Raw genomic sequence first — 14,735 nt, forward strand, 5'->3', positions numbered from 1 at the left:
CATGGCTCACTCACATGATCACGACCACCGGCCCGGCGATCCGCACACGCTCCATCCGCCGGGCATCGAAGAATCTGCCGAGCTGCAAAAGCACGTCACGCCGCTTGTCGAGTTGACCGATGTCAGCATCTCCTACGGCGCCACCAGCGCGCTGCAAAACGTCTCGCTGAAAATCTGGCCGCGCCAATTCATGGCGATTGTCGGCCCCAACGGCGGTGGCAAAACCACGCTGCTGCGCACTGTGCTCGGCATGATTCCAATGACGAGCGGGCACATTCACCTGCGCGGCAAGGCGCTGCGCCGCGGCGCCCTCGACCGCGTCGGCTACGTGCCGCAGCTGGAAGCCATCGATTGGAATTTTCCAATCACGGTCGAGGAAGTCATCGCCATGGGCTTTTTCGTCAGGAACCGCTGGTTCGGCGGCATCGGCGCAAACGAAAAAAAGAAATTACACGAGATCATGGAACGGCTAAATCTTGCCGGCCTCGGCCAACGCCATATTCGCGAGCTTTCCGGCGGTCAGCAGCAAGCGGTGTTCATCGGCCGCGCACTACTTGGCGACCCCGAATTGATCTTTCTCGACGAGCCGGCCTCGGGCCTCGACATCCGCTCGCGCGACGACGTCATTCACTTTTTGCACGAGATCAATCACCAAGGCGTCGCCATCGTCCTGACCGCGCATGATCTGAATTGGGTCGCCGCCCACCTGCCCTGGGTGGTGTGTTTGAATCGCCGCTTGATCGCCGAAGGCAAACCCTATCAGGTTTTCAACCCGGAGGTGCTCAAGGAGACCTACAGCGGTGAGCTCTTAGTAATGCGCCAGGACGGCATGGTGATGATCGGCGAACGGCCCCATGCGCCGCATTCTTAACGGCTTAAACCAAAAAGATGTTCGTTCCTTTTGAGTATGAGTTTTTCCGCCATGGCCTGATCGCCGCCGTCCTGGTTGGCGCGCTCTGCGGCTATATCGGCGTCTACGTCGTCTTGCGCCGCATGAGCTACATCGGCCACGGGCTTTCGCACGCGATCTTTGGCGGCGCGGTCTTGAGCTATGTGTGGAATCTGAACTTTTATTTGGGCGCGGGCGTTTGGGCGCTACTCGCGAGCGGCTTGATTCACGTGATCAGCCACCGCCGCTGGGTCGGCGCCGATGCGGCGATCGGCGTCGTCACCACGTCGAGCTTCGCCCTGGGTGTCGCGCTGATCTCCACCCACCGCCAATTCACCCGCAACATCGAAGCCGCGCTGTTCGGAAACATTCTCGGCATTACTCGCAGCGATCTTTGGGTGATAGTTGTCATCTCGATCCTAGTTGTCACCGCGCTGTCGATCATGCGCCGCCAACTGTTGTTTGCGACCTTCGATCCGGAAGTGGCGGCAGCCTACGGCGTCGCCACCGGAAAGACTGACTTTCTTTTCGTCGTGCTGCTCGCCGTCACGGTGCTCGGCGCCACCCAAATTCTCGGCGTGACTCTGGTCGCGGCGGCGATGGTCATCCCGCCGGTGATCGCGCGTTATTTGACGCGCAGGTTTCATACCCTACTCTTGGTCTCGCCGCTGCTCGGCGCCTTTTGCGGCGCGACCGGTATGTTCCTGAGCTTTTACCTCGACATATCTTCGGCCGCGACCATCGTGTTGACTGCGGCGGCAATCTTCATATTGGTCGAATTGCGCTTGGTCGGCCGCAGCGGCGCAACCCTCAGTCATACTCAAAACCACACGCACTGACCCGCGAGAAGGCGTTTTGACATTTCCCACGCGCCCTACTAGCTTGAGCGCAGTTTTCTACTGAGTAGCGGCGGACGCTCACGACAAGGCACCCAGTTTATAAAGGATCGATCAATGAAACTCACTTTAGAAAAAGCCAACATCATCGCCGACAAAACCCTCGCCAAAGCACGCGACGCTAAGTATCGCCCCATGTGCGTCGCGGTGTTAGACGACGGCGGCTGCTTGAAAGTACTCAAGCGCGAAGACAACGCCAGCATCCTGCGCCCCGACATCGCCATCGGCAAAGCCTGGGGCGCCGTCGGCATGGGTGAATCGAGCCGCTCGCTAAGCGAACGACTGAAAGAACGCCCGGCGTTCCTCGGCGCGCTGTCGACGATGTCGCAAGGCAAAGTCGTGCCCGTGCCGGGCGGCGTGTTGATCATGGACGGCAATGAAATCGTCGGCGCGGTCGGTGTCAGCGGCGGCACCGCCGAAGAAGATGAGGCCTGCGCCATCGAAGGCATCAAGGCGGCGGGCTTTGTCGCGAAATCGTAGAAGGGCTAACGCACCACGAAGACGCGAAGAGCAAGAAGTATCACAAGACAGAAATTCTAATTATCAGTTTCCAGTTGAAGCCGAAACTCGAAACAGCGCTTTGCGCTATTTGCAGATTCCCGGTTGATTTGACACTAATGATGAAAGCCTTATAGGAGGGACGATCATGGGAACTAAGTTTAGGGAGATCAACACGCTGTCCTTCATCGGCAACGTCGGCCCAAAGACCGAGCGCGTCTGGAAAGAGGTCGATGAGGGAGAAGACATCATCGCCGGCAAAGATAAGCCGGAACGGGCCTGTGTGCACCTATCGCCGCTCAAATTGCTCGCCATGGATATACCAGGCGACGGCGATACCAAGCAGCTGCCGATCTTTGTCAACGATGACGTGCGCCTGGAGCTCCAATACTGCCGCGGCGCCAATGGCACCAACGGCCGCCGCCCCAATGGTTTTTCGGAAGCCCAGATTCAGGTGCAAAACAAACGTGTGACAAAAACTTCCGAGGGCGATTTCGAACTGGACATTGGCGACCTGCTGGTGGTACCGCCGAGCATCCATCACGAAAGCGCCGGCAACGGTGCCTGCACGCGCCTGATCGTTTACACACGCAACCCGCTGCAGATCGGCCATACCTATCCCGTCAAACAAAGCGTTGTCCCCAACAAGCAATGCACTTTTCTCAAGCCCAGCACTGTGCTCGACAAAATCGACGAAGGCGCCGCATCGGGCGGCAAGCATTTCGAATTGGTGGAAAATGCCGACATCATGATTGAAACAACCCATCGCTCCGATGCGCAAAAGATTTATCACCGCGGCTTTGGCCAGGACGAGATTGCCTTTCAACTCTCCGGCCAGCGTGCCACACGCACCAACCAAGGCGATTACATGCTCGACACAGCCGATTTTCTGTTAATCCCGCCCGGCACCTCGCACCGCAACATCGGCGACATGGCAACTATCCGGGTGATCCTCTACACCCGCAACTCCGTGCGGCTGGCCGACGAATACGTCGCGCGGGCGAAACAAGCGGGAATAAAAATCTACTAAGGAGTAAAAAGTAAGGAGCGAGGAGTCCGTAGCGAGGAGAGTGCATTCCGAGTCTCCTTACTCCTTGCTACTCACTCCTTACTACCCGATTCATGCTGACAATTGCGCTGATCGTAGTCGCTTACGTTACACTGATTTTTGCGCCCGCCACAGCCCGCGCTGCTGCCGCTCCGGAAAACGTCAAAGTCTCCTACGCCGTGTTGAGCATGGCCTATATGGACCATGTGCTCGCCATGGACAAAGGCTATTTTCGCTTTCGACTTCCTCGTTCTCTGAAGACTGTGTCACAATGGAGAAAATCAGCGGTCTTGTCATCCTGCAGAATGACAATTGCGACACAATCTCCTCTGGGAGAGGATTGAGGTGAGGGGGCGCACGGTGGCACGATCTGCGACACTTCGAACCGGCCCTCACCCCGGTCGAAGGACTCCGAAAACGTTTGAGGAAATATTTCATGCGTCTAGAACTCGGCGAAGTCACCGTCAAAGATGTACGGTTCGGTCCACGCACGGCGCTTGAAGACGGCGTGCTGACGATCGATCGCGCCGAGCTGATCGCGCTGCTGCAACAGGAATCGCTCTTTGAGAAGGTCGCAGTCGACCTCGCCCACCCCGGTGAGTCTTGTCGCATCATTCGCGTGCTTGATGTTCTCCAGCCGCGCTATCGGCTCAACGGCCCCAACTTCCCCGGGGCTCTCGACGGCGTCGGCCTGGTCGGCGACGGTCACACGCGCGTGCTCAAGAACGTCGCCGTCGTCGAAATCAGCCAGTCGGAAACCCACGACCGCGACATCATCGACATGAGCGGCCCGGCCGCCGAGCTCACGCCCCTTGGGAAAACCCACAACGTTGCCTTCACGCCCACAGCGAAAGCCAACGCCGACAAGGATGCCTACCGCTTGGCCATCAAGAAAGCCGGTTTGAAAGCCGCCACTTATCTAGCAGAAGCGGCAAAACAAGTGGCGCCTGGCGAGACGCAGGTCTACGAATTACCGCCGGTGGCCTGCAATCAAGGTCCCAAAGAGCTACCGCGCATCGCTTATATATTTCCAATCCATTCGCACCAGCATCCAACGCAGCAGAGCGAAACGGTTTTCTACGGCAGCAACATTCAAGGCTTCATGCCGACGATTGTCCATCCCAACGAGATACTCGATGGCGCTCTGATGTTCTCCTATTCGGCTTTCACCTGGTTCGCGCAAAACCATCCGGTGATTTTGGAACTCTACCGCCGCCACGGCCAAGACCTCTGGTTCGCCGGCGTGGTCGCTACCCTCGCGCCGAAGACGATCGCGGAGAAGGAAAGATATGCCTATCTCAACGCCCGGCTGGCCAAGGAAACCCTCGGCGCCGACGGCATCTTAGCGACCAAGATCGGCGGCGGCGCCGTGGACACAGATCTAATGTTGACCTACACCCGCGCCGAAGAAATGGGCATGAAGGCGACGCTGATCATCATGGAACGCTATCCGGACACGGGCATCACTTTTGTGCCGGAGAATGTCAACGCACTGGTAACGCCCGGCTTAACCCGCGATCCGATCGATCTTCCCGCGGTCGCGCGCGTCATCGGCGGCGAGACGATCCCGCTGGACAATTCCAATCCGGACAACACCAACCCCGATGTGCCTTTGATACCGGCGACGCAAGCCATGCGCGTTTCGCATGGCGACATCGTCGGCGCGATCAGCCAGGTGGGCGGCTCGCGCTTGACCACCTACATGGGTTGAGGAAAAACTTATGAGCGAGAAAGTTCGCGTCATCCATTATTTGAATCAGTTCTTCGCCCAGATCGGCGGCGAAGACAAAGCCGATGTAGCGCCTGGAGCAAAAGACGGTCCGTTCGGCCCCGGTCTCGCGCTCCAAAAGGCCCTCGGCGAGAATGCTGAAGTCGTCGCGACAATTCTCTGCGGCGACAATTACTTTGCCGAGCATGAAGCTCAGGCCATCGAAACACTGTGCGGCCACATCGCCCAGCGCAACGCCGACCTGCTGGTCGCCGGCCCGGCCTTCGAAAGCGGCCGCTACGGCGTTGCCTGCGGCGCCATTTGCCAAGCGGCGCAGGAGCGCCTCGGCATTCAAGTGGTTGCCGGCATGGACCGGGAAAATGCCGGCGCCGATCTTTATCGCAAGAGCATCTACATCGTCGACTCCGGTGCATCCATCGCCAAGACCGCCGCGGTGCTGCAACAGATGGCGGCACTCGGGCTCAAGCTCGTGCGCCACGAAACCATCGGCAGGCCGAATCTCGAAGGCTATCTCTCGCGCGGCGTCAAGCGCAACGAAATCGCCGCCAAGCCGCCGGCCGAGCGCGCCGTCGACATGCTGCTCGCCAAGCTCCGCGGCGCGCCGTTCCAGTCGGAGATCGCCGCGCCGAAGTTCGCCGCCAACAAACCGGCGGCGCCGTTGCGCGATCTCAAGGCCGCGACAATTGCCCTGGTAACGGACGGCGGATTGGTGATTGAAGGCAACCCAGAAAAAATCGAACCGGGCCGGCCAACGCGCTACACCAGCATTCCCATCCAAGGCGTCGAGTCGCTCGCCGCCGACCGTTACGATGCGGTGCATTCTGGCTACGACACGGCGCTGGCCAATCAAGATCCGAATCGCCTGGTGCCCCTCGATACCCTGCGCGAGCTGGAACGTGAGCATGCGATTGCCAAAGTGCATGAATTCATCCACAGCACCGGCGGCGCCCATGCCGCCGTCGAGAACGCGACGATCATCGGCCAAAGCATCGCCGAAAAATTGCAGGCCGCCGGCGTCACCGGCGTGATCCTCACCTCGACGTGAGGATCGAGCACTCGCTGCGGCGCAGCGATCAGCAAAGAAATCGAAAAGCTCGGCATCCCAGTGACGCAAATCTGCACCATGATTCCAGTCGCCAAAGAAGTCGGCTCGCTCCGCGCCATCGCCGCGGGCGGCATCGTCAGCCCGACGGGCAATGCGGATCTGGCGCCGGAAAAAGAAAAAGAGTATCGCCGCGAGCTAGTCATGCGCGCGCTAAAAACTTTGCAAGAAGAGGTCTAACTTACCGCGATCAAAATCCGAGTTCCCTTGCCCTTTGGGAAAGGGTTAGGGTGAGGGCGCATTAGACTAACGCGACGGCATCGCGGCGCCGTTGACTGGCCGCGAGAATATTTAAGCTGTCTCGATATTTGCTCACCGTGCGCCGCGCCAGCTCGATACCATGATCGTCGCCTAGGCGCTTGACGATTTCATCATCAGTAAGCGCATTGCACGGGTCCTCCGCCGCGATCAGCGCTTCGATTTTCGCCTTCACGCTTTCAACCGTGAGCGCTGGCCCGCGGGTGCGCGCCACCCCGTCCTGAAAGAAAAATCGCAGGGGTAAAATGCCGTGTGGCGTGCGCGCGAACTTGTCCGCCACGGCGCGGCTGACAGTGGACTCGGTGCGACCTATCTCTTCACCGATTTCTTTCATCATCATGGGCCGGACCCAACAACGCCCACGATTAAGAAAATCTTCCTGGCGCTTGAACATGGCAGTTGCCACTTTGAGCAGCGTCTGGTGCCGGTCTTGAACCGCACGAAAAAGCTGCTTCGCGTAGTCCAAATGCTCTTTCAAACTTTCTTTCAGCTCCTTTTGCTCGCCGCTCAGCTGCGTAAGCTGCCATTGGAAACGACGTTTGTTGACGCGAAAACGTGGCAAATTACTGTCCGCAAGCTGAACCCGCCACTCACCTTGGACGCCCTCGACAGTCACTTCCGGAATGGCGACACGGATCTGCTCACAGTCGAACTCACGCGCCGGTTTCGGCTCCAAAAACAAGATCCGCTTACGGGCGAGCTCGACTTCGCTAACTTCGACTCTAAGCTCCTCGGCGATCTTGCGGTAGCGGCGCGCCCCCAGATCCTCCAGATGAGTAGCGACAATGCGCGCCGCCAAACCATCGCCTTCACCTACATGTTCTAGCTGCACCAACAAGCATTCGCTCAGGCTGCGCGCCGCCACGCCCACCGGATCGAAGTTTTGAATGCGCTGGAGCACAGCCTCCACCAGCGACGCTGGCGCCCCGCTCTCTGCAGCGAGCTCGTCGAGGGTAACCTCGAGGTAGCCGCGGTCATCAAGATTGCCGATAATATGCTCACCGATCACCCTCTTCTCTCGGGTCAAGCGCGACTCACAGAGTTGCCGCGTCAGGTGTTCGATAAGGGAAGGTTTGTTTGCCAACGTTTGCTGCGCCTCATCTATAAAGTAGTCCTCTCGCATGCCGCGCAGCGCGAAGTCCCGGGCGGGACGTTGGTTCAAATATTCATCCCACGCCTCGATCTTGATGAAGGGGTTCTCCATCGACTCTTCGTGAATCATTTCCTCCAGCTTCGCCTGTGGCACAGTCAGCACGTAGAGCGAGTGCTGCTGCTTGAAGGTCAATATCGGCTTAAGAATTGGCCGCAGCTCTCGACTGATTGTCATCGACATCGGCATTGTTGTTACTCCTGTTCCGTGGAGAGTTTTCACTGTACAGCAGAGCAAGTGCGATGCCACAAGACCAATTAGGGAATTTGCTAGTATTTTCGCGCCTCTGTAGCTCGCTGGGCCATTTCGACTGTGACTTAAAGTACACGCCCGCTGTAAACGAAGTATTACGCTTAGCAACGAAGTGGCAGCACGATTTTAATGCGCAAAAAAAAGGCGGGCCATTGCCCGCCTTTTTCCCCAGCTATTTTCGACGCCGATCAGCGCGCCGGCAAATCCTCGTCTTTCAAATTAAAAAACTTCATCGCATTCTCGCCCAGCACATGGCGCAGCTTGTCGTCGGTCATACCTTTGATCTTCTTCACTTCCTTCACGGAGTCGGGAAATTCCGAATCCCAGTTCCGCTGACGAGCCCGAGCTGTTTCGCCAGGCCGCGACCTATGTCGACAAGATATTGAAAGGCGCCAAACCGGCCGACCTGCCGGTTGGCGAGCCGGATAATTTTGAGTTCGCGATAAACCGCGAGACCGCCGCGGCACTCCGCCTTGCCATTCCGCACTCGCTACTGCAGCGGGCTAATAAAATTATCCGCTAAGCACGGTGCGCAGCTATTTCTGGTGGCGCTCGGTCAGTTCCAAAACGTAGCCGTCGGGATCTTTGATGAAGGCATAAATGTCTTTGCTGCCCGGACGATTGGGGCCGGGGCCGCTAACGAACTCCACGCCATTGACTTTCAACTGTTCGCTGAGCTTGTAGCAATCCGACACATAGAGCGCGACGTGACCGGTCCAGCGCGGCAGCGAAGTTTTGCCGCGGCTGTCGGCGGACTCGATCAGCTCCAGCGCCGGCCCGGCGTCTTCGTCGTCGCCATAGCCAAGATAGCGCACCCGCTCGCCCTTTTCCGGAACGTCGCGCACGCGCTGCACGTCCATACCCAAAAGGCGCGTATAAAAATCGAGCGTCCGCTCCATGTTGCTAACCGGCAGCATAACGTGGCGAATTTTGAAGGTGATCCCATTGGCAGTTTTTTGCGGCAGCATGTACGGGGTCTCGCTTTCTTTAAGTCAGTGTGAAAATGAGCTGTATCGCAGGAGACCGCGACGGGTCAAGCCAGCATCGCTCCCCACTGCGACTACTGGCTTATTCACCGCTCGTCGACTAAAAATAGAGGCGCAATGACCGGCACGCTTTATATCGTCGCCACGCCCATCGGCAATCTCGAAGACGTCACGCTGCGCGCGCTGCGCATCTTAAAGGAAGTCAATCTGATCGCCGCCGAGGACACCCGCCACACCCAGACTCTCTTGCGCCACTACGATATCCGCACACCGCTGGTCAGTTACCACGAGCACAACGAAAGAGCCAAAGCGCAAGAGCTCGTCGCCGACCTGCTCGCTGGCAAGAATGTCGCATTGGTTTCTGATGCCGGGACGCCGGCAGTTTCCGATCCCGGTTATCGCTTGGTCGTCGCTGCCGTCGCAGCCAAAGTCAACGTCGTGCCGATACCCGGCGCGTCGGCATCCGTGCTGGCGTTGAGCGCCAGTGGCCTGCCAACCGATCGCTTTGCTTTCGAAGGTTTTCTTCCCGCCAAAACGCGCGAACGCCGCTCGCTGTTACAGGCCCTGCGCGTTGAGAGCCGCACGCTGCTGTTCTACGAAGCACCGCACCGGCTCGCCGACTCACTGCGCGACCTGCAGGAAATTCTCGGCGACCGCGAAATCGTAATCGCGCGTGAGTTGACCAAACTCCACGAAGAGTTCCTGCGCGGGCGCGTCAGCGAAGTCCTGGCGGCCTTGGGCGATCAGGCGATCCGCGGTGAAATTACCCTGGTCGTGAGGGGCGCCTCCGAGCCGGGCGATATCTCCAAAGAAATAATCCAAGCAGAAATCGCCAAGCTCAAAGCTGACGGCGTGCGCGTCAAAGAGATCGCCGAGATCATCGGCGAAAAATACGGGCTCGCCAAACGAGAAGTCTATCGCTTGGCGCTCGATATCGGGTCTCGTTAGATCGCGCGCCTTGACAGGTTTCGCGCCGTGCCATAAACCAAAATCTACAACGGCATGCCGCCGTGCTGCCACCGACAAAAACGCCGCGCCAGTAGCGCACAGCCCAGGAGGTTTTATGCGTATCGATGTCGATGCCCACGTAGACGAAACGGATGCAACTTGGGAATATCTCAGCGAGAGCGACAAACGCTTTAAACCGGTGACCCTCGATCCCGGTGCGGCGACGGCCCATGGCGATAACCGGCCGCATCGTTTGTGGATGATCGACGGCACGATTTTGCTGCGCCGCTGGCGCGACGACAAGCGCACTGGCACGGTGAAAGAAACCCGTGAGCTGCTCGACGTCGGCAAGCGCATCCGTCACATGGACGAACTCCACGTCGACGTCCAGGTGCTCTACCCGACCATGTTTTTGCACTCGTACACGGCCAAGCCGGAGATCGAGCTGGCGCTGTGCAAGGCTTATAATCGCTGGATCGCCGCGTCGACAGAAAAAAGCAAAGGGCGGCTCCGTTGGGTGGCGATGATGCCCTACTTGTCGATGGACGAGGCGGTCAAAGAGGTCCAGTGGGCCAAAGATCACGGCGCCTGCGGGGTCTTCAAAAAAGGCATTGAGTGCGACGACCGGGCGGCGAGCGATCCCTATTATTTTCCGATTTATGAAGAAGCCGGCCGCTTGGACCTGCCGATCTGCATTCACAACGCCACCAGCCACATTCAATCGCTGACCGTGCCCGGCAACGGCATCGGCGGCGGCATGATCGCCATCACAGCGTTTAGCGCGCTGGCCGAGGCCGGCGTGCCGGATAAATTTCCCAAACTGCGCATCGGCTTCATCGAAACCGGCGCGTCGTGGATTCCCTTTCTCCACGCCGACCTGATGGCAAAAATGCTGCGCCGCACGTTTTTACCGATCGAAGTAAAAGAAGATCTGTTCCGCAAGTACCGCATTTACGTCGCCTGCCACACCAACGACGATCTGCCGTATATTTTGAAATACGGCACCGAGGACAGCCTAATGATCGGCACCGACTACAGCCACGCCGATCAATCGGCGGAGATCGAAGCCCTCGATGTCATCGAGCAGCGCGGCAAGACCGGAGATATTTCCGCGGAGGTGGCGCGCAAAATTATTTCGGACAATCCGCGGCGGTTCTACGCGCTGTAGCTCTGCGTTGGCGGCTCTCGTTTAGTCTGCTAAAAAAATGCGCTTCATTATGTCTTCTTCCTTCCCCCTTTGAAAAAAGGGGGATCGAGGGGGCTTTTCTTCTCACGCAAGTTCCAAATCCCCCCTACCCCCCTTTTTCAAAGGGGGGATGCATCGAAGTCACTCGGGAATTGTTCAGAAAATCGTTTAATGCAGGACGGTAGTGCAAGCACTGCCTTGAGTCTCCCCACCCCCCTTTTGGCTTGCATGCTTCACGGGTAAGATTATCCGGGTCATGAAATGACGCGGCGGGTCAATCGTCTAAAACGATGGTCCGCCACGCAGTGACGTGACCCCCGGCACATGACTTATCTGAATCGTTTGTTGAGCTGGCTCAAACGCTTGCACGAACGCCTCGCGGTTTATTTCCGCGGCGTGCTCGATCCGGCGCGCAGTTGGCGTGAGAAAGCATTCTCCGCGGCCAAAGGCTTTGGCCTCATCGCCGCGGGGATCACCACGCTGTTTTTTATTTACGCTCTGATTCTGCTGCCGTTCACACCGAGCATCGCCGACCTGCGCAAAGCCAAGGTCGACCAACCGAGCATTCTTGTTTCGGCGGACGGCAAGCGGTTGGCCGCGTTCAAGCCGATGAATCGCGAGTGGGTCGGCTTAAATCGCATTGCAGCGCCGGTGATTAATGCATTGATCGCCACCGAAGACCATCGTTTTTACCAACACCGCGGCATCGACTGGCGCCGCACCATCGGCGGCGCGCTGCGGATTTTCATCGGCGACCCGCAGGGCGGCTCGACACTGACGCAACAGTTGGCGCGCAATCTCTACCCCGACTCCATCGGCCGTGCGCGCTCCATCACGCGCAAGATCCGAGAGACCATCACCGCGCTAAAAATTGAGTACGCTTACACCAAGAAAGAAATCCTCGAGACCTATTTGAACAGCATGCCGTTTCTCTACAACGCCTTTGGCATCGAGATGGCGGCGCGCACCTATTTCGACAAATCGGCGCAGAAGCTGACGGTGCTGGAGAGCGCGACCTTGATCGCCATGTTGAAGGGCACGAGCTACTACAACCCGGTGCTCAACCCCGAGCGCGCGCTGCGCCGCCGCAACGTTGTCCTATCGCAGATGGTCAAGCGCGCGGTGTTGAATCAAGCGGATTTCGATCGCTTGAAGGCGCAGCCGATCCGCCTCAATTTCGCGCGCCAGCCTGAGCCGCTCGGACCCGCGCCGCACCTGGCGGTGCAGGTTCGCAGGTGGCTCGTCGACTGGGCCGACCGCAATGACCGCGACATTTACGCCGACGATTTGCGCATCCACACGACGATCGATTCGCGCGTCCAGGCGTTGGCCAATCGCGCGGTGGCGCGGCAGATGGAGCTCTTGCAAGCGGTGGCCGATGTCGAGTGGGGCCGTAGCTCCGGCGCGCTGCTTTCGGGCGATGCGCGCGAATACGTCCAAGCGCGCCGGCAGGTGGCGCCCTTCGCGCATTTTTGGAAAACCAAGTCTGACATCGTCGATCAGTTCGTGCGCGAAACCGCCGCGTATCAAAATGCGGTAAAAGCCGGTACCACTCCCGAAGACGCTCTGGCCGAATTCAAAAACAAGCAGGAATTCATGGCCAAGCTGCGCGCCGAGAAGACGCGGCTGCAAGCAGGCTTTGTCGCCATCGACCCGTTTACCGGACACGTCAAAGCCTGGGTCGGCAGCCGCGATTTCAAAACCGATGAGTTCGATCATGTCGCGCAGGCGCGGCGCCAACCAGGATCGACTTTCAAACCCTTCGTCTACGGCGCGGCCCTCGAACAAGGCATGTCGCCCGACAAACGCTTTACCGATCGCGCGGTGGAAATTCCCATGCCCGACGGCACGGTATGGCGGCCGACGGATCAGTCGCAACCGAGCGGCGAGCGCATGTCGGCGCGCGACGGCTTGATCCATTCGAAAAACACCATCACGGCGCAGGTGATGCAGGAGGTCGGCGCGCGCAAGACCGCCGAGTTCGCGCGCCGCTTGGGTGTCAATCAGAGCAAGCTGGAACAAGTGCCGTCCTTGGCGTTAGGGACCAGCCCAGTAACGCTCTTGGAAATGGTCGGTGCTTACAGCTCCATCGCGGCCATCGGTGATTATCACCGGCCGGTTTACGTGACCCACATCACCGACAAGTACGGCAACGTGCTGGCCCGTTTTTCCACCGGCGGTGAGCGTGTGCTGTCGGAGAGGACCGTTGGTCACCTGATCAACATGCTGCGCGGCGTGGTCGACAAGGGCACGGGACAAACGATCCGCAGTGCCTTCGGCCTGCGCGCCGACTTAGCGGGCAAAACCGGCACCACGCAAAAAAACACCGACGGCTGGTTTATCATGATGCATCCGCGCTTGGTCGCCGGCGCGTGGGTCGGCTTCAATGACGCGCGCGTAACCATGCGCAGCAACTATTGGGGTGAAGGCGCCCACAACGCGCTGCCGATCGTCGGTGATTTTTTTCAGCAGACCCTTGCGTCGCGGTTAGTCGACAGCCATGCCGAGTTCCCATTCGCGCGGCCCACCGAATCGATTTTCGACCCGCTGGTCGACGCGGTCAAGGATTGGTTTGGCGGCCTGTTGGAGGGCGTTTTGGGTGGCCCCGCCAGTCGACGGGCGCCGCGCTGATGCGGGCTTAGGCTGCCATCGAGTTGACAGTGAAAATCGGAAGTTATAACCGTAAAAATGAGTCGAAAGATTTAGTTTGAATCGGGAGGAGCCATCATGCCAATAGTCGATGCCGACACTCATGTCGACGAAAGTGAAGATACCTGGAAGAAGCTCGAAGGGACCAAGTACGCGCAGTATATTCCTGTGACCGTGGAGATTTCCGCGGACGAAGCCAAGCGGGCCGGTTACAACGCGACGACGCGGCGCTGCTGGGTCGTCGAGAGCCGGCTGCAAAACCGCGCCATTCGCGACGAGATCAATCATCCGTTGCGCGTCTATCGCGAGCTGGAAGATGTGCCGGGCCGGTTGGCGCACATGGACAAAATGGGTGTCGATGTCCAGGTGATTTTTCCGACTTTTTTTATTCGCTACAACACCAGGAACGCTGAGGCCGAGTGGGCTTTGACGACTACTTACAATCGCTGGCTGGAAGAAAAATGCCGCAACACCAACGGCCGTCTGCGTTGGGCCGCCATACTGCCGTTCCTGTCGCCTGACAAAGCAGTCGAAGAGCTGCGCTGGGCCAAGGACCACGGCGCGGTGGGCATTTTTAAGCGCGGCTTTGACCTCGACCGCTACGTTAACGACCCGCACTTTTTCCCGGTCTATCAAGTGGCCAACGATCTCGATATGCCGCTCTGTATTCACACCGGTCATCCCCTGCCGGGACACGAGTGGGATCGCGGCTTTCCGATCATGTATTCGTTCTACAACGTCATCAGCTCAGACCTCGCCAAGAAATTTCCTAAGCTGCGCTTCGGCTTCATCGAATCGGGCGCGTCGTGGATTCCTTACATGATCTCGCAAATCGGCGCGCTAAAACGCGTCGGCCTGCGCGGCAAGAGCAATCGCTCGCCCAATCTCTACGAGCTCGACCCTGAGATTTTTCGCAGCAATCGCTGCTTTGTCACCATCGATCCCATCGACGACATCGAAGCGCTGCTGAAATTTGGCACGGAAGATCACTTCATGATCGGCACCGATTATAGCCACACCGATATTTCGGCCAACTTGAGCGGCCTCGACGAAGTGCGCTGCTGGGCCGACGAAGGCAAAATCACCAAGTCTCAATCGAAGAAGATTCTCGAAACCAACTCGGTGGCATTCTACGGTCTGTAAT

At 58.5% G+C, this 14,735-nt stretch carries 14 protein-coding genes; 12 read left to right on the forward strand and 2 right to left on the reverse strand.

All coding sequences use genetic code 11. The features are described 5' to 3' along the window. Position 1: 1 nt before the first annotated feature. From FJ145_01520 to FJ145_01550, 7 genes are all read left to right on the forward strand, one after another. The gene (locus tag FJ145_01520; protein ID MBM4260097.1) at positions 2-871 is read left to right on the forward strand and encodes a metal ABC transporter ATP-binding protein; all 870 of its coding nucleotides are present in this window, start codon (positions 2-4) and stop codon (positions 869-871) included. Between the two features lie 17 nt (positions 872-888). Further along, on the forward strand, positions 889-1,728 hold the full coding sequence (locus FJ145_01525; protein ID MBM4260098.1) for a metal ABC transporter permease: 840 nt from the start codon (positions 889-891) through the stop codon (positions 1,726-1,728). A gap of 114 nt (positions 1,729-1,842) precedes the next feature. Further along, entirely contained in the window at positions 1,843-2,265 is a 423-nt protein-coding gene (locus FJ145_01530) for a heme-binding protein (GenBank protein MBM4260099.1), read from the forward strand. Positions 2,266-2,431: 166 nt separating this feature from the next. Beyond that, the gene (locus tag FJ145_01535; protein MBM4260100.1) at positions 2,432-3,313 is read left to right on the forward strand and encodes a hypothetical protein; all 882 of its coding nucleotides are present in this window, start codon (positions 2,432-2,434) and stop codon (positions 3,311-3,313) included. 454 nt (positions 3,314-3,767) lie between these two features. After that, positions 3,768-5,042, forward strand: coding sequence for a hypothetical protein (locus FJ145_01540; protein ID MBM4260101.1), 1,275 nt, complete (start codon positions 3,768-3,770; stop codon positions 5,040-5,042). A 10-nt stretch (positions 5,043-5,052) separates the two neighbouring features. Further along, positions 5,053-6,105, forward strand: coding sequence for a glycine/betaine/sarcosine/D-proline family reductase selenoprotein B (locus FJ145_01545; protein ID MBM4260102.1), 1,053 nt, complete (start codon positions 5,053-5,055; stop codon positions 6,103-6,105). A gap of 27 nt (positions 6,106-6,132) precedes the next feature. Further along, a complete protein-coding gene (locus FJ145_01550) occupies positions 6,133-6,342 on the forward strand; it encodes a hypothetical protein (protein ID MBM4260103.1) in 210 nt (69 codons plus the stop codon). Positions 6,343-6,403: 61 nt separating this feature from the next. On the opposite strand, the gene rpoN is transcribed toward FJ145_01550, so the two are convergent. Further along, positions 6,404-7,759: an RNA polymerase factor sigma-54 gene (gene rpoN, locus FJ145_01555; GenBank protein ID MBM4260104.1), complete on the reverse strand. Its 1,356-nt coding sequence runs from the start codon at positions 7,757-7,759 to the stop codon at positions 6,404-6,406. A 376-nt stretch (positions 7,760-8,135) separates the two neighbouring features. Here rpoN and FJ145_01560 point away from each other — a divergent pair, with 376 nt between their 5' ends. Beyond that, positions 8,136-8,345 (forward strand): hypothetical protein, encoded by a 210-nt coding sequence (locus FJ145_01560; GenBank protein ID MBM4260105.1) that lies wholly within the window; start codon positions 8,136-8,138, stop codon positions 8,343-8,345. A 13-nt stretch (positions 8,346-8,358) separates the two neighbouring features. Here FJ145_01560 and FJ145_01565 read toward each other — a convergent pair whose 3' ends face one another. Continuing rightward, entirely contained in the window at positions 8,359-8,790 is a 432-nt protein-coding gene (locus FJ145_01565; protein MBM4260106.1) for a lactoylglutathione lyase, read from the reverse strand. A gap of 135 nt (positions 8,791-8,925) precedes the next feature. Here FJ145_01565 and rsmI point away from each other — a divergent pair, with 135 nt between their 5' ends. From rsmI to FJ145_01585, 4 genes are all read left to right on the forward strand, one after another. Continuing rightward, on the forward strand, positions 8,926-9,756 hold the full coding sequence (rsmI, locus tag FJ145_01570; protein ID MBM4260107.1) for a 16S rRNA (cytidine(1402)-2'-O)-methyltransferase: 831 nt from the start codon (positions 8,926-8,928) through the stop codon (positions 9,754-9,756). 115 nt (positions 9,757-9,871) lie between these two features. Then, the gene (locus FJ145_01575; protein MBM4260108.1) at positions 9,872-10,924 is read left to right on the forward strand and encodes an amidohydrolase; all 1,053 of its coding nucleotides are present in this window, start codon (positions 9,872-9,874) and stop codon (positions 10,922-10,924) included. A 342-nt stretch (positions 10,925-11,266) separates the two neighbouring features. Beyond that, the gene (locus FJ145_01580) at positions 11,267-13,573 is read left to right on the forward strand and encodes a penicillin-binding protein (GenBank protein MBM4260109.1); all 2,307 of its coding nucleotides are present in this window, start codon (positions 11,267-11,269) and stop codon (positions 13,571-13,573) included. A 96-nt stretch (positions 13,574-13,669) separates the two neighbouring features. Then, positions 13,670-14,734, forward strand: a complete 1,065-nt coding sequence (locus FJ145_01585) for a hypothetical protein (GenBank protein ID MBM4260110.1) — start codon at positions 13,670-13,672, stop codon at positions 14,732-14,734. Position 14,735 lies beyond the last annotated feature (1 nt).

The sequence above is a fragment of the Deltaproteobacteria bacterium genome (assembly GCA_016874755.1).
Lineage (GTDB): Bacteria > Desulfobacterota > Binatia > UBA9968 > UBA9968 > DP-20.